Origin of the sequence: Phocaeicola plebeius (assembly GCF_003437535.1) — a bacterium.
Lineage (GTDB): Bacteria > Bacteroidota > Bacteroidia > Bacteroidales > Bacteroidaceae > Phocaeicola > Phocaeicola plebeius_A.
The window spans coordinates 37,565-64,201 of sequence record NZ_QSQT01000003.1 but is presented as its reverse complement, the minus strand read 5'-3'; the positions used below and the strand labels follow the sequence as shown (position 1 = coordinate 64,201).

General features: G+C 44.9%; 24 protein-coding genes and 6 tRNA genes. 19 read left to right on the top strand and 11 right to left on the bottom strand.

Annotation, left to right across the window (positions count from 1 at the left end; translation table 11 throughout):
• Positions 1-30: 30 nt before the first annotated feature.
• Positions 31-1,368, top strand: coding sequence for an NADP-specific glutamate dehydrogenase (gene gdhA / locus DXD04_RS02585; RefSeq protein ID WP_117670596.1), 1,338 nt, complete (start codon positions 31-33; stop codon positions 1,366-1,368).
• A 231-nt stretch (positions 1,369-1,599) separates the two neighbouring features.
• Here gdhA and DXD04_RS02580 read toward each other — a convergent pair.
• The 3 genes from DXD04_RS02580 to folD all read right to left on the bottom strand — a co-directional run bounded on the left by DXD04_RS02580 (position 1,600) and on the right by folD (position 2,746).
• Positions 1,600-1,673, bottom strand: a tRNA-His gene (locus tag DXD04_RS02580).
• Between the two features lie 33 nt (positions 1,674-1,706).
• Positions 1,707-1,780, bottom strand: a tRNA-His gene (locus DXD04_RS02575).
• An 87-nt stretch (positions 1,781-1,867) separates the two neighbouring features.
• Positions 1,868-2,746, bottom strand: coding sequence for a bifunctional methylenetetrahydrofolate dehydrogenase/methenyltetrahydrofolate cyclohydrolase FolD (gene folD / locus DXD04_RS02570; protein ID WP_117670594.1), 879 nt, complete (start codon positions 2,744-2,746; stop codon positions 1,868-1,870).
• Positions 2,747-2,912: 166 nt separating this feature from the next.
• Here folD and DXD04_RS02565 point away from each other — a divergent pair, with 166 nt between their 5' ends.
• The 3 genes from DXD04_RS02565 to dnaA all read left to right on the top strand — a co-directional run bounded on the left by DXD04_RS02565 (position 2,913) and on the right by dnaA (position 6,860).
• Positions 2,913-4,106, top strand: a complete 1,194-nt coding sequence (locus DXD04_RS02565; protein ID WP_117670592.1) for an N-acetylmuramoyl-L-alanine amidase family protein — start codon at positions 2,913-2,915, stop codon at positions 4,104-4,106.
• Positions 4,107-4,125: 19 nt separating this feature from the next.
• Positions 4,126-5,013, top strand: a complete 888-nt coding sequence (locus DXD04_RS02560; RefSeq protein ID WP_022053587.1) for an MlaD family protein — start codon at positions 4,126-4,128, stop codon at positions 5,011-5,013.
• Between the two features lie 431 nt (positions 5,014-5,444).
• On the top strand, positions 5,445-6,860 hold the full coding sequence (gene dnaA, locus DXD04_RS02555) for a chromosomal replication initiator protein DnaA (protein WP_117670590.1): 1,416 nt from the start codon (positions 5,445-5,447) through the stop codon (positions 6,858-6,860).
• Between the two features lie 60 nt (positions 6,861-6,920).
• On the opposite strand, the gene DXD04_RS02550 is transcribed toward dnaA, so the two are convergent.
• Positions 6,921-7,661, bottom strand: a complete 741-nt coding sequence (locus DXD04_RS02550) for an NADPH-dependent oxidoreductase (protein ID WP_022053589.1) — start codon at positions 7,659-7,661, stop codon at positions 6,921-6,923.
• Positions 7,662-7,986: 325 nt separating this feature from the next.
• On the opposite strand from DXD04_RS02550, the gene DXD04_RS02545 reads away from it, so the two are divergent.
• The 3 genes from DXD04_RS02545 to DXD04_RS02535 all read left to right on the top strand — a co-directional run bounded on the left by DXD04_RS02545 (position 7,987) and on the right by DXD04_RS02535 (position 11,670).
• On the top strand, positions 7,987-10,533 hold the full coding sequence (locus DXD04_RS02545) for an adenosylcobalamin-dependent ribonucleoside-diphosphate reductase (RefSeq protein WP_117670588.1): 2,547 nt from the start codon (positions 7,987-7,989) through the stop codon (positions 10,531-10,533).
• Between the two features lie 102 nt (positions 10,534-10,635).
• Positions 10,636-11,007 (top strand): dihydroneopterin aldolase, encoded by a 372-nt coding sequence (folB, locus tag DXD04_RS02540; RefSeq protein WP_117670755.1) that lies wholly within the window; start codon positions 10,636-10,638, stop codon positions 11,005-11,007.
• Positions 11,008-11,013: 6 nt separating this feature from the next.
• Positions 11,014-11,670, top strand: a complete 657-nt coding sequence (locus DXD04_RS02535; RefSeq protein WP_117670586.1) for an HAD family hydrolase — start codon at positions 11,014-11,016, stop codon at positions 11,668-11,670.
• Positions 11,671-11,834: 164 nt separating this feature from the next.
• Here DXD04_RS02535 and DXD04_RS02530 read toward each other — a convergent pair whose 3' ends face one another.
• From DXD04_RS02530 to DXD04_RS02520, 3 genes are all read right to left on the bottom strand, one after another.
• Positions 11,835-12,935, bottom strand: a complete 1,101-nt coding sequence (locus tag DXD04_RS02530) for a tetratricopeptide repeat protein (protein WP_117670584.1) — start codon at positions 12,933-12,935, stop codon at positions 11,835-11,837.
• Positions 12,936-12,952: 17 nt separating this feature from the next.
• Positions 12,953-14,023, bottom strand: coding sequence for a tRNA 2-thiouridine(34) synthase MnmA (gene mnmA / locus DXD04_RS02525; protein ID WP_117670582.1), 1,071 nt, complete (start codon positions 14,021-14,023; stop codon positions 12,953-12,955).
• Between the two features lie 70 nt (positions 14,024-14,093).
• Positions 14,094-14,693, bottom strand: coding sequence for a MarC family protein (locus tag DXD04_RS02520; RefSeq protein ID WP_022053595.1), 600 nt, complete (start codon positions 14,691-14,693; stop codon positions 14,094-14,096).
• A gap of 183 nt (positions 14,694-14,876) precedes the next feature.
• Here DXD04_RS02520 and DXD04_RS02515 point away from each other — a divergent pair, with 183 nt between their 5' ends.
• From DXD04_RS02515 to DXD04_RS02490, 6 genes are read left to right on the top strand one after another with little or no spacing between them, the layout of a single operon-like run.
• A complete protein-coding gene (locus DXD04_RS02515; RefSeq protein ID WP_117670580.1) occupies positions 14,877-15,563 on the top strand; it encodes a Crp/Fnr family transcriptional regulator in 687 nt (228 codons plus the stop codon).
• Between the two features lie 33 nt (positions 15,564-15,596).
• Positions 15,597-17,636: a M3 family metallopeptidase gene (locus tag DXD04_RS02510; protein WP_117670578.1), complete on the top strand. Its 2,040-nt coding sequence runs from the start codon at positions 15,597-15,599 to the stop codon at positions 17,634-17,636.
• A gap of 8 nt (positions 17,637-17,644) precedes the next feature.
• Positions 17,645-18,118, top strand: coding sequence for a DUF4847 family protein (locus DXD04_RS02505; protein WP_117670576.1), 474 nt, complete (start codon positions 17,645-17,647; stop codon positions 18,116-18,118).
• Between the two features lie 10 nt (positions 18,119-18,128).
• Complete coding sequence (locus DXD04_RS02500) at positions 18,129-18,563, top strand: deoxycytidylate deaminase (RefSeq protein WP_117670574.1); 435 nt, start codon at positions 18,129-18,131, stop codon at positions 18,561-18,563.
• A gap of 5 nt (positions 18,564-18,568) precedes the next feature.
• The gene (locus tag DXD04_RS02495; protein WP_022053600.1) at positions 18,569-20,221 is read left to right on the top strand and encodes a S41 family peptidase; all 1,653 of its coding nucleotides are present in this window, start codon (positions 18,569-18,571) and stop codon (positions 20,219-20,221) included.
• A gap of 6 nt (positions 20,222-20,227) precedes the next feature.
• Complete coding sequence (locus DXD04_RS02490) at positions 20,228-20,791, top strand: 5-formyltetrahydrofolate cyclo-ligase (protein ID WP_117670572.1); 564 nt, start codon at positions 20,228-20,230, stop codon at positions 20,789-20,791.
• Here the strand turns inward: DXD04_RS02490 and DXD04_RS02485 are convergent.
• Complete coding sequence (locus DXD04_RS02485) at positions 20,766-21,056, bottom strand: DciA family protein (protein WP_117670570.1); 291 nt, start codon at positions 21,054-21,056, stop codon at positions 20,766-20,768. The genes DXD04_RS02490 and DXD04_RS02485 overlap by 26 nt on opposite strands.
• A complete protein-coding gene (gene recF, locus DXD04_RS02480; protein ID WP_117670568.1) occupies positions 21,043-22,164 on the bottom strand; it encodes a DNA replication/repair protein RecF in 1,122 nt (373 codons plus the stop codon). The genes DXD04_RS02485 and recF overlap by 14 nt, the downstream gene beginning before the upstream one ends.
• A 148-nt stretch (positions 22,165-22,312) precedes the next feature.
• Between recF and DXD04_RS02475 the strand changes: the two genes are divergently transcribed.
• From DXD04_RS02475 to DXD04_RS02450, 6 genes are all read left to right on the top strand, one after another.
• On the top strand, positions 22,313-22,990 hold the full coding sequence (locus tag DXD04_RS02475; RefSeq protein ID WP_117670566.1) for a tetratricopeptide repeat protein: 678 nt from the start codon (positions 22,313-22,315) through the stop codon (positions 22,988-22,990).
• 105 nt (positions 22,991-23,095) lie between these two features.
• Positions 23,096-23,590 (top strand): 6,7-dimethyl-8-ribityllumazine synthase, encoded by a 495-nt coding sequence (gene ribH, locus DXD04_RS02470; protein ID WP_117670564.1) that lies wholly within the window; start codon positions 23,096-23,098, stop codon positions 23,588-23,590.
• A 50-nt stretch (positions 23,591-23,640) separates the two neighbouring features.
• Positions 23,641-23,723: transfer RNA gene (locus DXD04_RS02465), tRNA-Tyr, on the top strand.
• 9 nt (positions 23,724-23,732) lie between these two features.
• Positions 23,733-23,805: transfer RNA gene (locus DXD04_RS02460), tRNA-Gly, on the top strand.
• Between the two features lie 17 nt (positions 23,806-23,822).
• Positions 23,823-23,905 (top strand) — tRNA-Tyr (locus tag DXD04_RS02455).
• A gap of 9 nt (positions 23,906-23,914) precedes the next feature.
• A tRNA-Gly gene (locus DXD04_RS02450) sits at positions 23,915-23,987 on the top strand.
• A 51-nt stretch (positions 23,988-24,038) separates the two neighbouring features.
• Here the strand turns inward: DXD04_RS02450 and gcvT are convergent.
• Both gcvT and pepT read right to left on the bottom strand, forming a co-directional pair.
• Complete coding sequence (gcvT, locus tag DXD04_RS02445) at positions 24,039-25,124, bottom strand: glycine cleavage system aminomethyltransferase GcvT (protein ID WP_022052483.1); 1,086 nt, start codon at positions 25,122-25,124, stop codon at positions 24,039-24,041.
• A gap of 73 nt (positions 25,125-25,197) precedes the next feature.
• Positions 25,198-26,427 (bottom strand): peptidase T, encoded by a 1,230-nt coding sequence (gene pepT, locus DXD04_RS02440; RefSeq protein ID WP_117670562.1) that lies wholly within the window; start codon positions 26,425-26,427, stop codon positions 25,198-25,200.
• Positions 26,428-26,637 lie beyond the last annotated feature (210 nt).

Sequence of the window (26,637 nt, the reverse complement as noted above, 5' to 3'; positions counted from 1 at the left end):
TCATTTTGTCAGACCTTAAATTATTTGATTATGGACATTAACAAAATCATGTCATCACTGGAAGCCAAGCATCCAGGTGAATCTGAGTACCTTCAGGCAGTCAGGGAAGTATTGCTTTCTATCGAAGATATTTACAATCAACACCCCGAATTTGAAAAGGCAAAAATCATTGAACGGCTGGTAGATCCGGACCGTATTTTCACATTCCGTGTGACATGGGTAGACGACAAAGGCGAAGTGCAGACAAACTTAGGCTACCGCGTACAGTTCAACAATGCCATTGGCCCGTACAAGGGAGGTATCCGCTTCCACGCTTCCGTGAACTTGTCTATCTTGAAATTCCTAGGATTTGAACAGACATTCAAGAATGCTTTGACTACCCTGCCGATGGGTGGCGGTAAAGGTGGTTCTGATTTCTCTCCACGCGGCAAGAGCAATGCAGAAATCATGCGCTTCTGCCAGGCTTTCATGCTGGAATTGTGGCGTCATTTAGGACCGGATATGGATGTTCCGGCTGGTGATATTGGTGTAGGCGGACGTGAAGTAGGTTACATGTTCGGCATGTACAAGAAACTGACCCGCGAATTTACAGGTACATTTACCGGCAAGGGACTTGAATTCGGAGGTTCACTGATTCGTCCGGAAGCTACGGGCTTCGGCGGCTTGTATTTCGTAAAACACATGCTCGACGAAAAGGGCATCGAAATAAAAGGAAAGACAGTAGCCATCTCCGGATTCGGTAATGTGGCATGGGGAGCTGCCACCAAAGCTACTCAATTGGGAGCAAAGGTAGTTACCATCTCCGGACCGGACGGTTATATTTATGACCCGGAAGGTATCAGCGGAGAAAAGATTGACTATATGCTCGAACTGCGTGCATCGGGTAACGATATCGTGGCTCCATACGCTGAAAAATTCCCTGGCTCTACTTTCGTACCGGGACGTCGTCCGTGGGAAGTAAAAGTAGACATCGCACTGCCATGTGCTACCCAGAACGAATTGAACGGCGAGGATGCACAGAACCTGATCAAGAACCAAGTGCTCTGCGTAGGAGAAATTTCCAACATGGGATGTACACCGGAGGCTATTGACGCATTTATCGAACATAAGATGATGTATGCTCCTGGAAAGGCTGTCAATGCAGGTGGTGTAGCTACTTCCGGTCTTGAAATGAGTCAGAACGCCATGCATTTGAGCTGGACTGCTCAGGAAGTAGATGAAAAGCTTCATCTGATTATGCACAACATTCATGAACAATGCGTGAAATACGGTAAGGAAAGCGATGGATACATCAATTATGTGAAGGGTGCAAACATTGCCGGATTTATGAAAGTGGCTCACGCCATGATGGCTCAGGGAATAGTCTGAATATTAAGGATAATTAAAATTTAAAGCAAACATGAACAAAAGATAATTTTTATTCATATCTTTGAATGCTTTAATTTTTAGCACAAAATCTCGTTTAGTTGTATTTGTATTTTGTATTGTAGCTTGCGCTATCCGCCTGTGAAGGTCTGATAGCGCATTTTTTGTATACAAACAAAACCATAGAGAAATAAAAAAGTCCCGCAAAACTGCAGGACTTTCAATTCTTAAACGGGTGACTAGTGGGACTCGAACCCACGACATTCAGAACCACAATCTGACGCTCTAACCAACTGAACTATAGTCACCATGTTGGTATGAAAAATCGCTTTTAAAGAAAGGGTGACTAGTGGGACTCGAACCCACGACATTCAGAACCACAATCTGACGCTCTAACCAACTGAACTATAGTCACCATGTTGGCTTCCTTCTCAAAAGCGATGCAAAGGTAGAGGATTTTTCTGAATCTGCAAACTTTTCTTCAAAAAAATCTTCTATTTTCTCAATATATTGCTTTTTTCCCAGCCAACAGCGTATTTTTCATCAATGAAACAATGGTCATAGGACCTACCCCACCCGGTACCGGCGTAATGTAAGAGCACTTCGGAGCTACTTCGTCAAACTTCACATCACCCGTCAATTTAAAACCGGATTTTTTAGTGGCATCGGGCACACGTGTGGTACCTACATCAATCACAACAGCTCCTTCCTTCACCATGTCGGCTGTCACAAAGTTAGGTTGTCCCATGGCAGCTATCAGAATATCGGCTTCCTGACATTCCTTCACCAAATCCTTGCTCCGGCTGTGACATACGGTTACTGTGGCATCCCCCGGACACGCTTTCTGCATCATCAGCATAGCCATTGGTTTTCCAACAATGTTGCTTCGCCCTAAAATAACGCACTTCTTACCTTTTGTCTCAATCTGATAACGACGCAGCAGCTCCATAATACCATTAGGCGTTGCAGAGATATAACAAGGAAGACCAATCGACAAACGTCCAACATTGATAGGATGGAAACCGTCGACGTCTTTACGATAGTCTATCGTTTCAATAACTTTTTGCTCGGAGATATGAGCAGGCAACGGAAGCTGTACGATAAAACCGTCCACATCGGGATCAGCATTCAGTTCCTGTACCTTTGCCAGAAGTTCTTCTTCTGTCACATCTGACTCGTAGCGAATCAAAGTTGATTTGAATCCGCATACTTCACAAGCCTTGACCTTTGCAGCTACGTAAGTTTCACTACCTCCGTCATGTCCGACTAAAATGGCAGCTAAATGAGGACGCTTCCCTCCCTTGGCTACAATCTCAGCCACTTCGGCAGCAATTTCCTGTTTCACCTGTTCTGAAACAGCTTTTCCATCAATTAATGTCATAAATTACTCCTTTCTGTTTTACGAATTACACAAATGTAGAAATTTTAAAACAAAGACCTGCTTATTTTTCGGTTTTTATAGCAATTATTACAGCTATAGAAGAATTCTTGAAGCAACAGAAAACAAGTCGACAAAAAAATATTAACTTTGCCCCGTTATTTTAATTATGCAGAAGAGAATATTCCACATACTGTTTTTTGCAACAAGCTTGTTACTGACCTTCAGCTTGTTTCCACAGACATACGCTGCGGAAACAAAATTCACCGTCGTAATTGACGCCGGACACGGGGGACACGACCCTGGAGCAGTAGGCAGAAGAGGCAAGGAAAAAAACATCAACTTGAGTGTAGCTCTAAAACTGGGACGGCTCATCAAACAAAACTGTCCGGACACAAAGGTTGTATACACACGCGAAAAAGATGTGTTTATTCCGCTGCATAGAAGGGCTGAAATTGCGAATGACGCCAAAGCTGACCTCTTTATTTCTATCCACACCAATTCAATAGCTTCAAGAAGCAGCAAGGTTAGCGGTACTGAAACCTATACCCTTGGTCTTCACCGAACAGAAGAGAATCTGGAAGTAGCCAAGAAAGAAAATGCGGTAATTCTCATCGAAGATGACTATAAACAGCGTTATGCCGGATTCAACCCGAACTCAGCAGAAAGTTACATCATATTCGAATTTCTGCAAGACAAGAACATGGCACAAAGTGTCAATTTCGCAACAGCAGTGCAACGGTGTTTCCGGAATGCCAACCGTACCAACAAAGGAGTACATCAGGCCGGATTTCTGGTACTACGCGCCACATCGATGCCCAGTGTGCTGATAGAACTTGGATATATCACTAATCCCACAGAAGAATCATTCCTATTGTCTGAGCAAGGTAGTTCTACACTGGCACAAAGTATCTATCGGGCATTTCTGAATTATAAAGGAGAAAAAGTTGCGGGAAGCACCCGACTGATGGCTGTTGAAAATGCTGCTCCTCCAATGGAAACTCCAGATACGCCAGAAGTAGAAGCATCAGAAGTGACTACCACACCCGCAAAACAAGCTGCTTCGCGAAGCAATGAAGTGAGCCCTGCGGGAAAGCCTGTATTCAAAATACAGATATTAACTTCCGACCGTAAGCTTTCACCCAAGAGCAAACAGTTCAAAGGACTTTCTCCTGTAGACAGTTATAAAGAAAAAGGTATCATAAAATACACATACGGTTCAGATACAAACTACAACAAGATACTCCGCTTGAAAAGAAGTAAAGTAGACAGTAAATTTAAGGATGCGTTTATTATTGCCTTTAAAGACGGGGTAAAAATGAACATCAACCAAGCAATACGAGAATTCAAACAAAACAGATAACAAAAGAGAAAGAATATATATGAAGAAAGAAGTAAAAATCGGATTAGCAGGAATCGGAGCATTACTGATTCTTTTTTTCGGCATCAACTACCTGAAAGGAATCAGCATGTTCAAACCGGAAAGTTACTATTACGTAGACTTTACCGATGTGAATGGACTGGCTCAATCAAGCCCTGTATTTGCCAATGGTTATAAAATAGGTATCGTACGCGACTTGCAATACGACCATCAGCATCCCGGACATGTCATTGTGGGCATTGAAGTAGATCAGGACTTGCGTATCCCCACAGGAAGTAAAGCTGAATTGGTGACAGAAATGCTGGGAACCGTTAAGATGAACATGATGCTGCAATATGAGTCAACCACCTTCCTGAACCCGGGAGATACCATTGAAGGAACTGCCAATACCGGTATCCTGGGAAAAGCAGAGAAAGACTTGCTCCCGAAGGTAGAACAGATGATGCCGAAGCTGGACTCTATCCTGAGTTCACTAAACCAGTTGTTAGCTGACCCGTCATTAAAACAAACGCTACACAACGCAGAAAAGCTGACAGCATCACTTAATGCGACCAGCGTACAGCTTCATGGACTGATGAGCAAAGACATCCCTCAACTGACAAGCAACGTAACCGCTATCACTGAAAACCTGAAAGGTATCAGTGAAAACTTGAAAGGAATTGACTATGCAGCTACTTTCCAAAAAGTAGACTCCACCCTTCAGAATGTACACCTGCTGACCGAAAAGTTAGGCAGCAAGGATAACTCTATCGGATTGCTGTTGAATGATGATGCACTGTATAAGAACCTTAACGCTACATCTGCCAATGCAGCCTCACTTCTTAAAGACCTGCAAGAGCATCCGAAACGTTATGTACACTTCTCACTCTTCGGAAAGAAAGATAAATAAACACATATAAATCAAACAGATAAAAGAAGGCATATCCAGTTTATGCCTTCTTTTTTGTCTCCTTAAACAGAGCACCATTTCTAAGCATAAAATATTACGAACAGGTTACTATATAGAAATATTCTAAATAGCAAAGCTCTAAAGATACATTTTCTTATAAGAATGCAACCTTATGATTTTCAAAGGGAAACGACAAAATAGAGTAGTATGTAGCCTTACATATAGGCAAAGTTAAATAACTGAAAAATAAGAGATTACTAAAAAGCAAGTCAAATTCATTTTATCAATAATTTAACAACTTTGTAACCTCCTATTTATCAACCCCTTAATTTATTAAAATAAAAAGCAAGGAAAAAGCCATTTGTTTTTCTGAAATTTGATTACGAAATTTGCAAGCGTAGAAGTTTCGCTTTATTAATAACAACGCACGTATGATTGAACATAACCAAGCCGTTGCATTGTGGAATCGTTGCCTCTCTTTCATTAAAGACAATGTAAATGCTACGGCTTTTAAAACATGGTTTGAGCCTATCGTACCTTTAAAATATGAAGCTACGGAAAAGGCATTGACAATCGGCGTCCCCAGCCCTTTCTTCTATGAATATCTGGAAGAAAAATATGTGGGACTGCTGCGCGCCGCCATCTATAAAGAAATAGGTGAAGGCACGGAGTTGATGTATTCTATCCTGACAGATAAGACAAACCATATCACTGTTAATATAGAAGGAACCAAACGTTCTTCTGCATTGCCAGAACAGGCTCCTGTTTACAATGGGAATAAAGCACCCAATCCTCTGCAAGCTCCGGCTCCACAGGATTTGGATCCGCATTTGAACCCGAACTATAACTTTGAGAATTTCATCAAAGGAAATAGCAATGAATTTTCGAGAACGGTAGCGGAAACTGTAGCACAGAATCCAGCACGTACCTTCAACCCGTTATTCATCTACGGTCCATCAGGTGTGGGTAAGACTCATCTTATCAATGCCATCGGAACCCGTATCAAGGAATTATATCCGGAAAAACGCGTATTGTATGTATCTGCTCACCTTTTCCAGGTGCAGTATACAGACTCAGTACGTACAAACCACTTCAATGATTTCATCAGCTTCTACCAAACTATCGACGTGCTCATCATTGATGATATTCAGGAGTTTGCCGGAGTAACCAAAACGCAGAATACATTCTTCCATATTTTCAACCATCTTCACCAGAACGGAAAACAGCTGATTCTGACTTCAGACCGTGCCCCTGTGATGCTTCAAGGAATGGAGGAACGATTGCTGACCCGTTTCAAATGGGGACTGGTAGCGGAATTGGAAAAACCGGATATTGAATTGCGGAAAAACATCTTGCGTAATAAGATAAAACGCGACGGACTGACCATTCCGGAATCTGTCATCGGCTACATCGCAGAAAGCGTGAACGAAAGCGTACGTGAACTGGAAGGTATCGTCAACTCATTATTGGCACAGTCTATTTTGTTCAAACGGGAAATCGACTTGGATTTGGCTCAACGCATCGTCAGAAAGGCTGTGAAGTGCGCAGAAAGCAAACCGATGACGGTAAGCGATATCATTGCCAAAGTATGCGAGCATTACAAGATAGATGAAACAGCCATCCATACCAAAACCCGTAAACGGGAAGTAGTGCAGGTGAGACAAGTGGCAATGTATCTGGCCAAGAAGCATACCGATACGTCTTCCTCCAAAATTGGTCAGCTCATCGGAAACAAAGACCATGCTACCGTATTGCACGCATGCAAGATTGTGAAAGATCAGGTAGACGTAGACAAATCATTTAAGGCAGAAATCGAAGAAATTGAAATGAGTCTTCGCACAAGATAATAAAAATGGCGACTGGAGTTCCAGCCGCCATTTTTATTATCTTTCAACTATCAACTATAATCACTTATCAAATCCCTGACGCTTCAGCACCTTCTTCAAACCTTCAGACATAAATTCATTATCAGCCTTCTTATAGCGGATGTCCGTAAAGATTTGAGCCAATGTCTCGGTATGATTGATTTCGACAAAATGCTTGTTCTCCGGCAACGCTTCCTTATAAGCATAAATCTGGTCAATCATGGAAGGTGTGTAATCCTGATACTTTTCTTCATGAATAATCCCCTGCACAGGTAAGCGGTCCGGCTGTTCAGGGCACTCATCCGGATAACCAACAGTAATCGTTGCTACAGGAACAACCAGCTCTGGGAGCTCCAGCAAATCAATAATCTGATCCGGATTATAAATGGTAGTTCCCAAATAACAAATTCCCAATCCGGCTTCCTCTGCTAACGTACAGAAGTTCTGTGTCACCAACAGCGCATCCGTAGCCGCATTCAAGAAAGAAATAAAATTATTATACCCCGGTACCGCCTTGCGCTGTTCACACCATTTACTGAAGCGGTTAAAATCGGCACAGAAAGTGAGCACTACAGGGGCTGAAGTAACCATTGGCTGATTAAAATGAGCCGGTGCCAAACGCGATTTCATTTCTGCATTCCGGGTTACCACCACACTATACAACTGCATATTTCCCATCGTAGAAGCACGGAAAGACTCCTCCAACAATTCATTCAGTAAAGCGGCAGGCACATCATCCTGCTTGTATTTACGAATGGTCCGTCTGTTCTTTATTGATTCCATAATATATAGGCTTTATATGATACTACACAAAGGTAACAAGAATCCTTGAATATCCCTACTTCATTCTCAAGCAAGAAACACGCATATTTCAAGCATGTTTCCCGTTTTGGAAAACTTTTCAGATTTACAAATTCCACAAACAATTAATTATCAATACAATAAAAAATAAAAACAGAAAACCATCCACATTGTTAATAACTTATTTCTTTTTTATTTTGCCAATTAAAAAAACATCTTTAGATTTGCAGACGTTTGTTAGCAATAAAAGCAAACTTTCTACACCTTTACTATTTTTATTGAAAACAAACTTATTCATATAACAACCGTGGAAAAAAAAACGTACAGCTACGATGAAGCCTACAACGCTTCATTGGAGTATTTCAAAGGAGACGAGTTGGCCGCACGTGTTTGGGTAAACAAATACGCGGTGAAAGACTCATTTGGAAACATCTATGAAAAATCGCCAGAGGATATGCATTGGCGAATTGCCAATGAAGTAGCCCGCGTAGAGGCTAAATATCCTAATGCTCTCAGTTCTCAAGAACTTTTTGATTTGCTTGACCATTTCAAGTACATCGTTCCTCAGGGAAGCCCGATGACCGGAATTGGAAATGACTACCAGATTGCTTCATTATCAAACTGCTTTGTAATCGGACTTGACGGAAGCGCTGACTCATACGGAGCTATTATCCGCATCGACGAAGAGCAGGTACAGCTGATGAAGCGACGTGGTGGTGTAGGACATGACTTGTCACACATCCGTCCGAAAGGTTCTCCGGTAAAAAACTCAGCTCTGACTTCAACGGGTCTTGTTCCTTTCATGGAGCGCTATTCTAATTCTACCCGTGAAGTAGCACAAGACGGACGCCGTGGTGCCCTGATGCTGAGCGTATCCATCAAGCATCCGGACTCTGAATCTTTCATCGATGCCAAAATGACCGAAGGAAAGGTAACCGGAGCCAACGTCTCTGTAAAATTAGACGACGAATTCATGCAAGCTGCTGTAGAAGGAAAGCCTTATACCCAGCAGTACCCGATAGATTCACCCAACCCGATGGTTTCAAAAGAAATAGATGCGTCAGCTCTATGGAAAAAAATCGTACACAACGCATGGAAATCTGCCGAACCGGGTGTATTGTTCTGGGATACAATTATCCGTGAATCTGTGCCCGACTGCTATGCAGACTTAGGCTTCCGTACGGTATCTACCAATCCATGCGGTGAAATTCCATTGTGTCCGTACGATTCATGCCGCCTGCTGGCCATCAACTTGTACTCATACGTAGTAAATCCTTTTACACCGGAAGCATACTTCGACTTTGATTTATTCAAGAAACATGTAGCACTGGCTCAGCGCATCATGGATGATATCATCGATCTGGAATTGGAAAAGATTGAACGCATCCTTGAAAAGATTGACTCTGACCCTGAGAGCATGGAAGTAAAAGGAAGCGAACGTCACTTGTGGGAGAAAATTTACCACAAATCAGGACTGGGACGCCGTACGGGTGTAGGTATCACTGCAGAAGGTGACATGCTGGCAGCTATGGGATTGCGTTATGGTACGGAAGAAGCTACTGAATTCTCTGAGAAAGTTCACAAGACAATCGCATTGGAGGCTTACCGTTCATCTGTAAACATGGCCAAAGAACGTGGTGCTTTCGAAATCTACGACGCAGAACGTGAAAAGAACAACCCGTTCATCAACCGCCTGAAAGAAGCTGACCCGGAACTGTACGAAGAAATGAAAAAATACGGTAGAAGAAACATTGCCTGCTTGACCATTGCTCCGACAGGAACTACCAGCTTGATGACACAGACTACTTCCGGTATCGAACCGGTATTTATGCCTGTGTACAAACGCCGCCGCAAAGTAAACCCGAACGATGCGAATGTACACGTAGACTTTGTAGACGAAACAGGAGATGCATTCGAAGAATACGTGGTATTCCACCACAAATTCCTCACCTGGATGAAAATCAACGGATACGATCCGGACAAACGTTACACGCAGGAAGAGATTGACGAGCTGGTAGCAAAATCACCCTATTACAGAGCCACCTCAAACGATGTGGACTGGCTGATGAAAGTGAAGATGCAAGGACGTATCCAGAAATGGGTGGACCACTCTATCAGTGTGACCATCAACCTGCCCAACAACGTAAGCGAAGACCTCGTCAACCAGTTGTATGTGGAAGCATGGCGTTCAGGATGTAAGGGATGTACGGTATACCGTGACGGTTCACGTGCCGGAGTGCTGATTTCTACCAAGAAAAAAGACAAGAAAGAAGAAGAGGAAGAATGCCGTTGCAAACCGCCTCAGGTGGTAGAGGTACGCCCGAAAGTGCTGGAAGCTGATGTAGTACGATTCCAGAACAACAAGGAAAAATGGGTGGCATTCGTAGGCTTGCTCGACGGAAGACCTTACGAAATCTTTACCGGTCTGCAGGATGATGAAGAAGGTATCGTATTACCGAAATCTGTCACCAGCGGACGTATCATCAAGAGCTACGATGAGGACGGAACCAAGCATTATGACTTCCAGTTCGAAAACAAGCGTGGCTATAAGATGACCATTGAAGGCCTTTCTGAAAAGTTCAACAAGGAATACTGGAACTACGCCAAACTGATTTCAGGAGTACTCCGCTGGAGAATGCCTATCGAACAGGTTATCAAACTGGTAGGTTCTCTGCAACTCGACAGTGAAAACATCAACACCTGGAAAAACGGTGTGGAAAGAGCACTGAAGAAATACGTACAGGATGGTACCGAGGCCAAAGGCGTGAAATGCCCGAACTGCGGCCATGAAACACTGGTATATCAGGAAGGCTGTCTGATTTGTAAGACATGCGGTTCTTCACGTTGCGGATAATCGCCGACGAAATACATATTTTATAAATGCGCAGGCATGAATCGTACGGGTTTCTGAAATTCAGTAATCATACGATTCATGCCTCTCTTATTCATAAAAAAGATGAAACAAAGTGACATGTATATTCATTTGAAGGGACTGAAGCTTTTCGCTTTCCACGGGGTACTTCCACAGGAAAACAAGGTAGGTGCCGAATACACCCTCAACCTGCGGTTGAAAACCGACTTCAGCCGGGCTTCCCAAACCGACGACCTGAACTATACCATCAACTATGCTGAAGTGTTCGAGGCCGTGAAAGAAGAAATGAAAATCCCTTCCCAGCTGCTGGAGCATGTCATCCAGCGCATTGCCGGACGACTGTTTCACGATTTCCCACAAATCACGGAAATCAAAATAGCCTTGTTCAAACAGAATCCTCCCATGGGGGCTGAATGCCAGGAAACGGGAGTGGAATCCATTTACACCAAAGACTAACGCGATATGAAAAGACTTGTAATTTTTGACCTGGACGGAACTTTACTAAACACCATTGCCGACCTGGCAGCGGCTACTAATTACGCGCTGAATCAGTTCGGTTATCCCACACATGACACGGACGCTTATCGTTTTTTCGTGGGAAACGGCATCAACAAGCTGTTCGAAAGAGCTCTTCCTGAATCGGAAAGGACACCGGAGAATGTGCTGCGCATACGTTCCCAATTTGTACCTTACTACAACCTGCACAATGCAGATTTAAGTCGCCCCTACCCCGGTATTGAGCAACTGCTCACCCAACTTCAGGAGCAACACATTCAGGTAGCCGTTGCTTCCAACAAGTATCAGGAAGCGACAGAGAAACTTATCCGCCAATACTTTCCCTCCATCCATTTTACAGCCGTATTCGGACAGCGGGAAAACGTACCAACTAAGCCCGACCCGCAAGTCATTCATGAAATCATAGGAATAAGTGGCGTACAGAAAGAGGAGGTGGTCTACATCGGTGATTCAGGAGTAGACATGCAAACAGGACTTAATGCAGGAGTGACTACCATAGGCGTATGCTGGGGATTCCGTCCGAAAAACGAATTAGAGGCATTTCAGCCTGACCTGTTGGTGGAAAATCCGGAAGAAATCGCAGACTTTCTGCAACTCGCTTAACCCCCAGAAAGCAAACATTCTCAGGCGTCCTTGTGCTTCCTCCAAAACGCAAGGACGTTTGACTCAAAACGCAAGTGCATTTAAGATAAAACGTAAGTGCGTTTCAGTTAAAACGCAAGTACATTTTACTTCAAACGCAAGGGCGTTTTTCCAAGGCCGAAAAATCACTCGCGAGCAAGCCGTTTGAGAGCCAGATGATGCCCGGCTTGAGCTGCCTTCTTATACCAGAACATGGCCAGGTGTAAATCCGGCACTCCTGCCCAACCTTCCTCGTACCCCTGTCCGATGCGATAGAAAGCATAAGGGTCGGACGAATGACGATAAGCCTCAAAAGCTTGTGGAAGTGACACGGGCAACGTACCGCATCCTTTCCGGTACAAATCGCCCAGGTTGGCCGAAGCATAGGTCAAATCTCCCTGACGGACAGCTTCCTTAAACCAGAACTCTGCCTGATAGCCGTCGGGGAATACCCCTACCCCTTCCTGATACAAGGTACCAATATCATTCAATACCACCCCGTCTACGGGCGTTCCTTCACGATACTCTTTTCCTAGCTCCAGCAGCATATCCACATCTTCCCGCGAAAAACTTTCCCAGGTTTCTGTACCGTCTGTCTGCCATGATTTGACACGTCCGATGGACACATGTTGCGGCACATCAATCTCCACGTCCATCGCATAGGCCATCCGGTCGGCCAGAAACTCTTCCTTAGTCGCTTCTAACAGCCAGCCTTTCCGAAGTAGGTATTGTATGTAACCATAAATGCGTGAAGTGGAAGAATGAAGATTCACCCCATATCTTTTCAACTGTTCCAGAGAAACATAGTGGATTCCGTTTTTCGGAAGCTCCAGGTAACAGCGGGGAATGACAGACAGTATCACCTTCAGCGAGGCTATCTCCTCTCCGATACAGTCTTCTATCCATTGCGCACCCAGCCTTTCATATACGCTGTAAGTCTTCCCATCTTCCCGCGACATCAGTTTCGGACTATGCCCGTTCAAATGCAAGCCCAGCGTATCAATCAGGTAAGGAAAGAATTTATAGTCATCGTATGAAGACAGTCCGTCCATGCCTATCACAATTTTGCCATGCATGTCGTCGGAAATGACAAACGAAGTGGTGGAATGCTCCGGACGATGAAAATAATAATGAGTTTCCCCACGGTAAGTACCCTGTACGGTCAGTTCCACAGGAACCTCCAGCTTGCGAAAAAAATCCTTTATTTGCAAAGGAGATGCCGCATTCAGTTGAAAAGAAATTCGCATAGTTACCCTTTCTGCCTTTAATAAATCTTTGCTCGAATCTCACCACTACCTATGCACAAACGAGCATCTTTGTCATAAATCACCCCGAATTGTCCGGGCGCAATGCCCTGTATCGGTTCCTCACTGGAAACCTGCAGCGTTCCGTCTTCGGCAAAGCACACTTTTCCAGTCTGAAAGGTATCCGTGTGACGTATCTTGAAACAAATTTCAGTTTCCTGTTCTTTCCATGGATTCAAGGTGATAAAATGAAAATCCTTTACACAGAAGGAATGTCCGAACTGCTTTTCTGTATCATATCCATGCGACACATAGATAATGTTATCTTCCACATTCTTGTCTACCACAAACCACGGACCACCGCCCAGTCCCAGTCCTTTACGCTGGCCAATGGTATGAAACCAGTATCCGCGGTGCTGTCCGATAACCTTTCCGGTTTCCAGTTCTACGACCGGTCCCGGACGTTCTCCCAAGAAACGGCGGATAAAATCATTGTAATTTATCTTTCCCAGGAAACAGATGCCCTGGCTGTCTTTTCGTCGGGCACTGGGTAAAGAAGCTTTCAATGCCATATCCCGCACTTCTTCCTTGAGAAAACCTCCCAAGGGAAATATCAGGCGTGACACCTGCAGGTAATCAATCTGAGCCAGGAAATCGGTCTGATCTTTCACCGGGTCTTTGGCTGTAGCCAGCCATGTATATCCGTCTATATCCAGTGTAGAAGCATAATGCCCCGTGGCAATCTTATCGTAACCCTGTCCGGCCTCCCGGTCAAAACAGCCGAATTTTATCAGCTTGTTGCACATCACGTCCGGATTGGGAGTCAGCCCACGACGCACCCTGTCCACCGTATAAGCCACCACATTGTCCCAATAAGCCTGCTGCAAATCGACAATATGAAAAGAAAGGCCATACTTACGTGCAGTGGCAGAAGCCAGTTCAATGTCTTCCTCCGCCGTACAGGTTAGTCCGTCATCTGTATCCATACCGATTTTTATGTAAAACAAATCGGGCTTGTATCCTTGTTCACACAACAGGTGCACGGCTACCGCACTGTCCACTCCTCCCGAAATCAACGCTGCTATATTCATATCTTTCTTTTTTTAACGGCAAATATACCACCGGCCTCCCAAATGCCCAATACCCTTTTCAGGGTATATCTCATTTCAGGGCCTGGAACTGCTCGATAAGTGAAGTAATGTTTGCCGTAAACAAGCGGGCTGAGATAGCCAACAAGATGATACCGAAAAACTTACGGATTACGTAAATACCTCCTTTTCCCAACATACGCTCAATGCGGTCGGTCAGTTTCAAGACGATGAACACCCATACCATATTGAGTATCAAGGCCAGTACAATGTTAATTGGCGCATATTCCGCCCGCAATGAAAGCAGGGTGGTAAACGCACCGGCACCTGCCAGCAAAGGAAAAACCAAAGGCACCAGCGTAGCTTCTTTGATAGGACCTGTATTCTTGAAAATTTCAATATCCAGAATCATTTCCAGCGACATCAGGAAAATGACAAACGCACCAGCCACCGCAAACGAAGCGATGTCCACTTGAAACAGACGCAACATCATGTCGCCTGCATAAAAGAATCCTATCAGAAGCGCAAAAGCAATGAGAGTGGCTTTAAGGGCATTCACGGACCGCCCTTTTTGTTTCAGGTCCAGAATAATGGGAATGGAACCAATGATGTCAATCACGGCGAAAAGAACGATAAAGGCACTCAGAAACTGCTGAAAATCTAATCCACTCATAGCTATATCCAAAATTATTACTGCAAAGTTATGATTTTTCTACACACTTGCAAGGAAAGAACAAACATTATCAGACTGTAAGAAAGAATAAAAAAGATAAAAGGTATTATCGGACGATACTTTCAGTAGGGAAATATACTTAACTTTGTATGTTAAAAGATAACTTAATAAAGTTAACGAGAAATGGAATTGACAATGTACGACAAGCTTTTACAGCTGCCTCTATTTCAGGGTATGTCGAAATTTGACTTCACTGACATTCTGGAAAAAGTAAAAATTCACTTCAATAAATATGAACCTGGAAGCTGCCTGGTAAGACAAGACACTCCATGCAATCAACTTATTTTCGTGCTGGATGGAGAAGTACAGATAGAATCCAATGACAAGACTCACAAATATACACTTTGGGAAAATTTCAAAAGCCCGAATGTGATTGAGCCTTATTCTCTGTTTGGTATGCGCCCTTACTTCACGGCTTCTTACACGGCGGTTACGGAGGTCAACACACTGAACATTGACAAATCATACATTCTCAATGAGCTATGCCGGTATGAGGTGTTCAACCTGAACTACATGAACATGCTGAGCAACCGGAGTCAGGTGATTTACAACAAATTGTGGAATGCGCATATCGGAAAAACGCGCGACAAGATTATCAACTTCCTTCTGCTGCGCTGCATGACTCCCTACGGCGCGAAAAAACTGTCCATCCGAATGGAAGATTTGGCACGCCTGATTGACGATACCCGTATCAACGTATCAAACGTGCTGAACGACCTTCAGAACCGGGGACTGATTCAGCTGGGACGGCGCACCTTCAGCATTCCTGAACTGAGGGAAGTGGTGCAGCTGTTAGACAAGAAAGACTGAGCGTAATTACAACCTTTATTTATTTGAAGCAATATGAACAATCCATTTTTACAACCCTATCATACACTCCACGATACTACTCCTTTCCAGCAGATACGGATTGAAGACTACGAGCCGGCCGTTCGGGAAGGCATGCGACTGGAGGACGAAGAAATTCAGCAAATCACCGGTAATCCGGAAGAACCGACTTTCCAGAACACCATTTTAGCTCTGGAGCATGCTGGGAAAGCCCTCGACCGGGTCACTACCGTGCTTTTTAACTTGCTGAGTGCGGAAACCTGCGACGCGCTGGAAGAAATAGCAGAAAAGCTGACCCCGGCACTGTCTGAACATGCTAACAACATCAGCCTCAACGAGCAGCTCTTTGCCCGCGTAAAAGCAGTGTACGATAAAAGAGAATCCCTGCAGCTGACTCCTGAAGAACGTCGTCTGCTGGAAAAATCATACGACGGCTTTGTCCGCAACGGAGCCAATCTGTCTGAAGAAGACAAGGCTACTTTCCGAAAGCTGAGCATGGAACTGAGCAGCCTGACGTTGAAATTCTCGCAGAATCACCTGAAAGAGACCAATGGCTACGAACTGGTGCTGCACACCGAAGATGAACTGGCCGGACTTCCGGAAAGTGCCATAGAGGCAGCCGCACATACGGCACACGAGAAAGGGAAGGAAGGCTGCTGGGTAATCACTCTGCAGGATCCAAGCTACGTGCCTTTTATGAAATACAGTGACAAGAGGGAAGTGAGAAAGACGCTCTACATGGCTTATAACACCCAGTGCTGTCACGACAATGAATTCAACAACCTGAAGATTGTGGAACAGCTGGTCAACCTCCGCATGGAACTGGCGCAACTGTTGGGTTTCAAGAATTACGCTGAATATGTACTGAAAAAACGCATGGCCGAACACAGCGAGAATGTGTACAAGCTGTTGAACGACCTGCTGGAGGCTTATACACCGACTGCCCGTCAGGAAGTAGAAGAAATCCGTGCCCTGGCTCGCGAACTGGAAGGCGAGGACTTCGAGCTGATGCCGTGGGACTTCTCTTACTATGCGGAAAAGTTGAAAAACCGGAAATTCAGTCTGGATGAAGAAGCGCTCCGACCTTACTTTGAACTGAGCCGTGTAAAAGCCGGTGTATTTGGGCTGGCTACCCGCTTGTATGGCATCACCTTCAAGGAAAACAAGGAAATTCCGGTATATCATCCGGACGTACAGGCATATGAAGTGTTCGACCGCGACGGAAGTTTCCTGGCTGTACTCTACACTGACTTCCATCCCCGCGAAGGCAAGCGTTCGGGTGCCTGGATGACCAGCTACAAAGAACAATGGATAGACGACAACGGATGCAACAGCCGTCCGCATGTGTCCGTCACCATGAATTTCACTAAAGCAACCAAAGACAAGCCTGCCCTGCTGACATTCTCGGAGGTGAATACTTTCCTGCATGAGTTCGGACACGCATTGCACGGCATGTTCGCCAATACCCGCTTCCAAAGCATGAGCGGAACCAATGTATATTGGGATTTTGTGGAGCTTCCTTCACAAATCATGGAAAACTTTGCCATAGAAAAAGAATTTTTGAATACATTCGCATGTCATTACCAGACAGGCGAACCCATTCCGCAAGAACTGATTCAGCGCATCGTAGACGCTTCCAACTTCAACGTGGCATACGCCTGCCTGCGCCAGCTCAGCTTCGGATTCCTTGACATGGCCTGGTACACTCGCCAGAGCAAGTTCGAAGGTGATGTAAAAGCCTACGAAAAAGAGGCATGGCAACGTACACAATTGCTTCCGCAACCGAAAGACACTTGTATGAGCGTACAGTTTGGGCACATCATGTCGGGAGGATATTCTGCCGGATATTACAGCTACAAATGGGCTGAGGTACTGGATGCCGATGCTTTTTCCGTATTCAAGGAAACAGGTATCTTCAATCAGGACACCGCTCGTTCGTTCCGTGAGAATATCCTGTCAAAAGGAGGTACCGAGCACCCGATGACATTATACAAACGTTTCCGTGGTCAGGAACCGACCATTGAAGCTCTATTAAAAAGAAATGGTATAAAATAAGGATACAAATGAAAACATTCAGACTCTACTGGTTCTTTACGTTACTCCTGTTACTGACCGGATGTAATCAGAAAGACAACGTACACGAAATTTTCTCCAGCGGACAGACGTGGCACTGGAGCAACTCCTATAGTACCAGTGACTGGAAGGATGACAACAATTTCAATTCCACACTGACACGTGATGAAGTAGCTAAAATCAACGACAGTCAGGACAGCTACAACATCATTTTCAAGGAAGACGGCACCGTGGAAGGCAACGGAAGTAATTTCAGCTTTACCGGTACATGGAGTGCCAACGGAGAAGACCAGAGTTTTTCTATCCAGTTAAAGCCTAGTGGAAACCGCAGCGGACTGGACAAGACTTTTTATGACGAAATAAGCAATGCTAAATTCTATCGGGGAAGTTCCAGAACCATCAAACTGTTCAACCTCGACAAGAATCATTATATTCAATTCTATCCTAAAGGATTCAACGATTAAGCATACCACTATGAAACCAACAGAACATAAGCAAGAAATACTGGACAAACGCTACATGCGCATGGCCTTAATCTGGGCAGAAAATTCCTATTGCCAACGGCGGCAGGTAGGCGCATTGATTGTCAAAGACAAGATGATTATTTCGGATGGTTACAACGGTACTCCCGCCGGCTTTGAGAATGTATGCGAAGACGAGAACGGAGTAACCCGCCCCTATGTGCTTCATGCCGAAGCTAACGCCATCACCAAGATAGCCCGCTCCAGCAACAACAGTGAAGGAGCTACCATGTATGTCACTGCTTCTCCTTGCATCGAATGTGCCAAACTGATTATTCAGGCTGGCATCAAACGAGTGGTATATGCAGAAAAGTATCGGTTGGAAGACGGACTGGACTTGCTGAAAAGAGCCAATATTGAAGTTGTATATCTTAACCCCAATGAATAAATAACATGAAAAACAATAACACACGCTTTATCCCGTTCCTGTTGGCCATCTGCCTGATTGCGGGCATCGCCATCGGCACATTCTACGCCAACCATTTCTCAGGAAACAAGCTGGGCATCATCAACACTTCATCCAACAAGCTGAATGCGTTGTTGCGCATTATCGACGACCAGTATGTAGATACGGTAAACATGGGCGAACTGGTGGAAGAAGCCATGCCGCAGATTCTTTCGGAACTCGACCCGCATTCTTCTTATATTCCGGCCAAGGACCTGGAGGCTGTAAACGCCGATTTGAAAGGTAGTTTCAGCGGTATCGGTATCCAGTTTACCATTCAGAACGATACCATTCATGTAAACAGCGTCATTCAGGGCGGTCCCTCGGAAAAAGTGGGTTTGATGGCAGGCGACCGTATTGTAGAAGTAGATGATTCTGCTTTTGTCGGCAAGATTGTGACAAACAGTGAAGCCATGAAACGCCTGAAAGGTGAAAAAGGCAGCAAGGTGAAACTGGGCGTTTATCGTCCGGGCGAAAAGGACTTGCTTCATTTCACCGTTATCCGTGGAAACATTCCGGTGAAGAGTATCGATGCCGCCTATATGATTAATGAGAAGGTAGGCTACATAAAAGTCAACAAGTTTGGTGAAACCACTTATCCGGAACTGCTTATCGCACTGGCCAAACTGAATCAGAAGAACTGTGAAGGTCTGATTGTCGACCTGCGTGGAAATACGGGAGGTTACATGGCTGCTGCCATCCAGATGGTCAACGAGTTCTTGCCTAACAACCGTCTGATTGTCTACACCCAAGGACGCAAGTCGCCGCGCGAAGACTATAACTCCAACGGAACAGGAAGCAACCAGAAGATGCCGCTTGTGGTACTGGTGGACGAAGGTTCGGCTTCTGCCAGCGAAATCTTTGCCGGAGCCATCCAGGACAATGACCGCGGTACCATCGTAGGACGCCGTTCTTTCGGAAAAGGTCTGGTACAGCAGCCCATTGAATTCAGCGACGGTTCGGCCATCCGACTGACCATTGCACGCTACTATACCCCATCCGGACGCTGCATACAGAAACCTTACGAAAAAGGGAAAGAATCAGAATACGAACTGGATTTGCTCACCCGTTATGAACACGGTGAGTTCTTCTCTGCCGACAGCATCAAGCAGGATGAGACTGAAGTATATCACACCCGCCTGGGCCGTCCGGTATACGGAGGAGGAGGTATAATGCCCGATATTTTCGTACCACAGGATACAACCGGCATGACCTCGTACTTCCGCATGGCTGCCAACCGCGGACTAATTATCCGCTACACGTTCGACTATACCGACCAGAATCGCAGTACCTTGCAGAAATATGATACTCCGGAAAAGATGGAAGCTTATCTGAAAGGACAAAACCTGCTGAACAAGTTTGCCGCATGGGCGGAGAAAAAAGGCTTGAAACGCCGTAACAACCTGATGATGAAGTCACGCCGCTTGTTCGAAATGAGCTTGTACGGAAACATTATCTATAACATGCTGGGTATGGAAGCATACGTGGAATACCTGAATGAATCGGACAAGACCGTACTGAAAGCCGTAGAAATTCTGGAAAAAGGTGAATCTTTCCCTCAGGCTCCGGCTCCTCAGGCAACAACCGACAACAAGAAATGATACTTCATGGATAAAAAGGAATTGCGACGATACATCGCACAACAAAAACGGAATTATTCCGTTGCTCAAAAAACTGAATGGTCTTCCAGCTTATTTCAAAAGCTGGAGGGCCATCCATTGTTTTTACAGGCACATACTCTCCTGCTCTATCACTCACTGCCCGATGAGGTACAGACTCACGAATTCATCAAGCGCTGGCATCCATACAAGCGCATCGTACTTCCCCTTGTCAAAGGAGAGGAACTGGAATTCCGGTATTATGAAGGGGAGGATTCATTACAAGCTGGTGCTTTCGGCATCGAAGAGCCCACCGGCAGCCTGGTAGAAAATCTGCATGAAATAGAGTTGAGTATTATTCCTGGTGTGGCCTTCGACCGCTCAGGCAACCGGTTAGGACGGGGAAAAGGATACTACGACCGCGCTTTGACCAAGCTGCAATCCTATCGCATAGGAGTGTGCTTCCAACTCCAACTGCTTCCACATATTCCCGTAGAAGCCACAGACCTGCCCATGGACGAAGTATGGACGGAACAAGGCTGCGTATTCAGCGGAACACAATATTCACAATAACCTGAGAGCCGACCTGGGCATTCAGGTTACGAATCAGCATTTCACGTCCCATCATCAGTTCCTGACGAATCACGGAAGAAGAAAGGCTGACATAAAGTACCTGGTTTTTAATAAAAAGATTCGTGGTGTAACGAGTAATGACTGGTCCCACCACATCTTTCCAGGCATCTACCAGACGATATTCATTCAAGGGAGTCTCCAGTCCTTGCTGGCGGAGAAACTGCCGGAGCACATCGCCAATCTGTTCTGCGTTATTCCGCTTCATAAGACTCCTTCCGTTCGGACACTTCTCCGTTTTCCACCTCAAACAGCTTGTAATCGCCCTCTATCTTTTTCAAGATACGGTCCAGATGGTCACGGTTGGTATCGGTAATAAAAATCTGTCCGAAATTATCTCCTGCCACTAACTTGACAATCTGCTCTACACGAAGCGCATCCAGCTTGTCGAAAATATCATCCAGAAGAATCAAAGGAGTCGTACCGCTTCCAGTACGCTTCAAAAATTCAAACTGTGCCAACTTGAGAGCAATCAGATACGTTTTGTTCTGCCCTTGAGAACCTTCCCGCTTCATAGGGAATTCTCCTAGCTGCATAATCAAATCATCCTTATGAATGCCTTTCAAGGAATACCCCATCACCCGGTCACGCTGACGGTTGGCACGCAGTAAGGCAAGCAAATCACCCTCTGCCGCATGCGACTGGTAAGAAAGCTTTACCTCCTCCTGGTTTTGGGATATATAAGAATAGTATGACTGGAAAATCGGAATAAACTCTTCGATAAACTGCTGACGTTTGCGGAATACCACTTCACCCGTAGAAGCCATCATCTCTTCCCATACGTTCATCAGTTCTTCGTCGGGCTCCAGTTCCGCTTTCAGCAACGTATTACGCTGCACCAAGGCCTTGTTGTAGCGAATCAGCGCATCCAGATATTCCCGGTCGAACTGCGAAATCACCACGTCCATGAAGCGTCTTCTTTCCTCACTCCCCCCAGCAATAAGCAACGTATCAGCCGGAGAAACCATCACTAAAGGAATCAATCCGATGTGATCGGACAAACGGGTATATTCTTTCTTATTCCGCTTGAACTGCTTCTTCTGCCGACGCTTCAACCCGCAATACACTTCTTCCGGATCACCACCTTCAGTTTCATAAAAACCTTGCAGCACAAAAAAGTCCTGTTCGTGCCGTATATTCTGAGAATCAATGGGATTGGTTGCACTCTTACAGAAAGACAGATAATACACAGCATCCATCAGGTTGGTCTTTCCCATCCCGTTTTTTCCGATGATGCAGTTCATCTTGCGGGAAAAAGCCAGCTCGGCCTGTTCCAGATTCTTATAGTTTAATATCGAAATGCGTTTAAGCCACATAAAAACAATCACTATTTGGGATACAAAATTAACAATAAAAGCAAGATTGATTAAAAAAACTGCCCGCAAATTTCATTTATACACATAAATCAACTACTTTTGCTGTCCAAATACGTGGATTAGAAAAATAATAAAAAACAAATATCAAATGACTGAACAAAAACACACTAATGACCCGTTGAATGTAGACGAAGCGCTCAGCACTTCAGAAGCATTCCTGATTAAAAACAAGAATGTACTTTTGGGAGCAGTAGTTGCTCTAGTAGTTATCGTCGGAGGTTTCCTCGGATACAAACATTTCATTTCTGAGCCGAATGAGCTGAAAGCTTCAGAAGCTATCTTCAAAGGTGAACAGTACTTCGGAGCTGATAACTTTGAAGTTGCCTTGAAAGGTGACAGTCTGGGATATGCAGGTTTTGTGAAACTGGCAGACGAGTTCAGCGGTACAGATGCAGGAAACCTGGCAAACGCATACGCAGGACTTTGCTATGCACAGTTGGGTAAATACGAAGATGCTATCAAGTATCTGGATAAATTCAGCGGTGATGATTTACTGGTTGCTCCTTCAGTAATGGGCGCTCTGGGCAACTGCTATGCACAGACTGGACAGCTTGACAAGGCTGCTGCTATTTTGCTGAAAGCAGCTGACCGTGCCAACAGCTTGTCAATTAGCCCGATTTTCCTGATTCAGGCTGGACAAATTCTGGAAAAACAAGGAAAGAATGCAGAAGCCGTAGAAGCTTACAAGCAGGTTAAGAACAAATACGGTAACTCATATCAGGCAATGGATATCGATAAGTACATCGAACGTGCTTCTTTGAAATAAACCACAAGAAACATACTTCTATTAGTATAAGTATCATTCAGGCCGGACCGAGGTTTTTCGGTCCGGCTTTTTTCTTTAACATACAAACTTAAAAAGACAAACAATATGGCTACAGCTTATCACAATCTTTCAGATTACGACTTTAACTCCGTACCCGATGCCTCACAGATGCGCTTTGGTATCGTAGTGTCTGAATGGAATCATAACATTACAGGAGCTTTGCTTGAAGGAGCAGTCAACACATTGAAAAAACACGGGGCAAAGAATGAAAACATCCTGGTATATTACGTTCCGGGCAGCTTCGAACTGACTTTCGGCTCATCACAGCTCGTAAAAAGCGGAAAAGTAGATGCAGTCATCGCATTAGGCTGCGTAGTACGTGGCGATACGCCTCATTTTGACTATGTGTGTGCCGGAGCCACCCAAGGTATCACAGAACTGAATGCAACTACCGATACACCAGTCATTTACGGCCTCATCACAACCAATAACATGCAGCAGGCAGAAGACCGTGCCGGAGGGAAATTAGGAAATAAAGGTGACGAATGTGCAATTACAGCAATAAAAATGATTGATTTTATTTGCAAGTTAAAAAAATAATCGTACCTTTGCATCGCAATTGAGAAAAGCACTAAATCTTGATTGCGGACGGGCAAATACCAGAGTGGCCAAATGGGGCAGACTGTAAATCTGCTGGCTTACGCCTTCGGTGGTTCGAATCCATCTTTGCCCACTAAAAATTGCGGAAGTAGCTCAGTTGATAGAGCATTAGCCTTCCAAGCTGAGGGTCGCGGGTTTGAGCCCCGTCTTCCGCTCTTTTTAAAATATTGTTGGGCAAGTACCAGAGTGGCCAAATGGGGCAGACTGTAAATCTGCTGGCTTACGCCTTCGGTGGTTCGAATCCATCTTTGCCCACTAAAAATTGCGGAAGTAGCTCAGTTGATAGAGCATTAGCCTTCCAAGCTGAGGGTCGCGGGTTTGAGTCCCGTCTTCCGCTCATGAAAAAAGCCTGTCTTTCGACAGGCTTTTTTTTCGTATCCTTTTCTTGCTATTTCCGGAAAGGAGGTTTCACTACCTGCGCTTTCAGTTTTCTTCCACGGTTGTCCAGATAAATCTCTGTCCCCGGCTTACTGTATTCAGTCTTCACGTATCCCATACCGATACCTATCTTACGCATAGGCGACATGGTTCCTGAAGTGACCTGACCGATAGGCTCTCCTGCCTCATTCAGCAACGCATAGCCATGACGGGGAATTCCACGGTCAATCATTTCAAAACCTACTAATTTCCGGCTGACACCTTCTGCTTTTTGTTTCTCCAAGGCTGCACGATTAGTAAAGTTCTTACCCTCCACAAACTTGGTAATCCAACCCAATCCGGCTTCCAACGGAGAAGTTTCATCCGTGATGTCATTTCCGTACAGACAGAAACCCATTTCCAAACGCAATGTATCGCGAGCTCCCAAACCAATCGGCTTGATGCCAAATTCCTGACCTGCTTCGAAAATTGCATCCCAAATTTTCATGGCTACTTCCGGATAGAAATATAATTCAAAGCCACCTGCTCCGGTGTATCCGGTATTGGAAAGAATCACATTCGGAACTCCGGCAAACTCGCCTACTTTGAATGTATAATAAGGAATAGATGACAAATCTACGGAAGTCAGTTTCTGAAGCGTTTCGCAAGCCTTAGGTCCCTGAATGGCCAGCTGTGCCATACGGTCGGAAGAATTCTCCAGTTCTGCCCCTACCCGATTATGAGCCACACACCAGTTCCAGTCCTTTTCGATATTCGCTGCATTGACCACCAGCATGTATTTCTCCGGTTCGTATGCATACACCAACAGGTCGTCTACAATTCCTCCGGTTTCATTAGGAAAACAAGTGTACTGCACCTTGCCCGGTGTAAGTACAGCAGCGTTATTGGAAGTCACTTCCTGAATAAATTCGAGTGCATGAGGGCCTTTTACCCAAAATTCACCCATGTGAGATACATCGAAAACACCTACCGAATGGCAGACCGTGAGATGTTCATCAATAATTCCAGAATATTCAATCGGCATGTTGTAACCCGCAAACTCATGCATCTTGGCTCCGAGTGCAATATGTTTCTCGGTAAATGGAGTTGTTTTCATAAGGTATATATTAAGGTTGATAAATAAGTTGCGAGCCCGACCTCAGCAAGGCAGACCCGCAACCGTTGTATAATTAGCAGTATCTTTTAGCAGTAAGTTCCGCAATCTTCACTACCACGTTCATGGCTTTCTCGATAGACTGTACAGGAACAAACTCATAACGTCCGTGGAAATTCAATCCGCCGGCAAAGATATTCGGACACGGAAGTCCTTTGAATGAAAGTTGCGCACCGTCCGTACCTCCACGAATTGCTTTTACTTTCGGAGTCACCCCAGCTTCCTGCATTGCTGCAAAAGCTATATCAATGATATGCATCAACGGTTCCACCTGCTGGCGCATGTTATAGTACTGGTCTTTCAGCTCTACGGTAACCGTACCCTCTCCGTACTTCTCGTTCAACTGTGCAGCATAGTTCAGCAAAGCCTGCTTACGTGCTTCAAACTTCTCACGGTCATGGTCGCGAACAATATATGAAAGCACCGTATTTTCCACTTCACCTTCCATACCAATCAAATGGTAAAAGCCTTCGTATCCTTCTGTAGTACCCGGTGTTTCATTTGCAGGCAACAAAGAAGCATATTCATTGGCCACCAACAAAGAGTTAATCATCTTGTTCTTTGCATATCCCGGGTGTACATTGCGTCCCTTTACCCGAATCTTTGCAGCTGCGGCATTGAAATTCTCAAATTCCAGTTCGCCGACTTCTCCCCCGTCCATGGTATAAGCCCATTTCGCACCGAATTTCTCTACATCAAACTTGTGAGCTCCCAGACCGATTTCTTCATCCGGATTAAAACCGATACGGATGTCACCATGCTTGATTTCCGGATGTGCAATCAGATAAGCCACCGCACCTACAATTTCTGCAATTCCGGCCTTATCGTCCGCTCCCAGCAAGGTATGTCCGTCGGTCACAATCAAATCCTCACCTACATGATCCAGCAGTTCCGGGAAATTAGCAGGAGACAGAATGATATTCTCTTCCGCACATAGAGGAATATCCTTTCCATCGTATTTCTCAACGATGCGCGGTTTCACATTCTCTCCGCTCATATCGGGACTGGTATCCATGTGAGCAATAAAGCCGACTACCGGAACCTCATGGTTCACATTCGAAGGAAGTGTGGCAAACAAATACCCGTTTTCATCCAAGGAAATATCTTTCAATCCCAGTTCCTCCAGCTCCGTTTTCAGGTATTGCGCAAATACCATCTGCTTCGGCGTACTCGGAGTGACACCGGTCGATTCATCCGACTGCGTATCAAAAGTCACATACTTTAAAAAGCGTTCAATTACTGTCATATCACTTTATTATTTACAAATATCTTACTTCTGTAAAAGTAAAAAATACCCAGAGAATGACCAAAAGACTTACCATTTTTTATCAGAACGCAAGGATGATTTACCTACTTACGGCGAAAATTCAGACACCAGTCTGCCTTTTAAGTTAAAAAGACAAGGGAATCCAAAAACTCTTAAAATAAGCCCAATCAGATTCGGCCCTTTTTTGTA

Excerpts from the sequence above, each read along its gene's own strand:
- gdhA (WP_117670596.1), top strand. The coding sequence starts at position 31 with ATGGACATTAACAAAATCATGTCATCACTGGAAGCCAAGCATCCAGGT.
- folD (WP_117670594.1), bottom strand. The coding sequence starts at position 2,746 with ATGACATTAATTGATGGAAAAGCTGTTTCAGAACAGGTGAAACAGGAA.
- DXD04_RS02565 (WP_117670592.1), top strand. The coding sequence starts at position 2,913 with ATGCAGAAGAGAATATTCCACATACTGTTTTTTGCAACAAGCTTGTTA.
- DXD04_RS02560 (WP_022053587.1), top strand. The coding sequence starts at position 4,126 with ATGAAGAAAGAAGTAAAAATCGGATTAGCAGGAATCGGAGCATTACTG.
- dnaA (WP_117670590.1), top strand. The coding sequence starts at position 5,445 with ATGATTGAACATAACCAAGCCGTTGCATTGTGGAATCGTTGCCTCTCT.
- DXD04_RS02550 (WP_022053589.1), bottom strand. The coding sequence starts at position 7,661 with ATGGAATCAATAAAGAACAGACGGACCATTCGTAAATACAAGCAGGAT.
- folB (WP_117670755.1), top strand. The coding sequence starts at position 10,636 with ATGAAACAAAGTGACATGTATATTCATTTGAAGGGACTGAAGCTTTTC.
- DXD04_RS02535 (WP_117670586.1), top strand. The coding sequence starts at position 11,014 with ATGAAAAGACTTGTAATTTTTGACCTGGACGGAACTTTACTAAACACC.
- DXD04_RS02530 (WP_117670584.1), bottom strand. The coding sequence starts at position 12,935 with ATGCGAATTTCTTTTCAACTGAATGCGGCATCTCCTTTGCAAATAAAG.
- mnmA (WP_117670582.1), bottom strand. The coding sequence starts at position 14,023 with ATGAATATAGCAGCGTTGATTTCGGGAGGAGTGGACAGTGCGGTAGCC.
- DXD04_RS02520 (WP_022053595.1), bottom strand. The coding sequence starts at position 14,693 with ATGAGTGGATTAGATTTTCAGCAGTTTCTGAGTGCCTTTATCGTTCTT.
- DXD04_RS02515 (WP_117670580.1), top strand. The coding sequence starts at position 14,877 with ATGGAATTGACAATGTACGACAAGCTTTTACAGCTGCCTCTATTTCAG.
- DXD04_RS02510 (WP_117670578.1), top strand. The coding sequence starts at position 15,597 with ATGAACAATCCATTTTTACAACCCTATCATACACTCCACGATACTACT.
- DXD04_RS02505 (WP_117670576.1), top strand. The coding sequence starts at position 17,645 with ATGAAAACATTCAGACTCTACTGGTTCTTTACGTTACTCCTGTTACTG.
- DXD04_RS02500 (WP_117670574.1), top strand. The coding sequence starts at position 18,129 with ATGAAACCAACAGAACATAAGCAAGAAATACTGGACAAACGCTACATG.
- DXD04_RS02495 (WP_022053600.1), top strand. The coding sequence starts at position 18,569 with ATGAAAAACAATAACACACGCTTTATCCCGTTCCTGTTGGCCATCTGC.
- DXD04_RS02490 (WP_117670572.1), top strand. The coding sequence starts at position 20,228 with ATGGATAAAAAGGAATTGCGACGATACATCGCACAACAAAAACGGAAT.
- DXD04_RS02485 (WP_117670570.1), bottom strand. The coding sequence starts at position 21,056 with ATGAAGCGGAATAACGCAGAACAGATTGGCGATGTGCTCCGGCAGTTT.
- recF (WP_117670568.1), bottom strand. The coding sequence starts at position 22,164 with ATGTGGCTTAAACGCATTTCGATATTAAACTATAAGAATCTGGAACAG.
- DXD04_RS02475 (WP_117670566.1), top strand. The coding sequence starts at position 22,313 with ATGACTGAACAAAAACACACTAATGACCCGTTGAATGTAGACGAAGCG.
- ribH (WP_117670564.1), top strand. The coding sequence starts at position 23,096 with ATGGCTACAGCTTATCACAATCTTTCAGATTACGACTTTAACTCCGTA.
- gcvT (WP_022052483.1), bottom strand. The coding sequence starts at position 25,124 with ATGAAAACAACTCCATTTACCGAGAAACATATTGCACTCGGAGCCAAG.
- pepT (WP_117670562.1), bottom strand. The coding sequence starts at position 26,427 with ATGACAGTAATTGAACGCTTTTTAAAGTATGTGACTTTTGATACGCAG.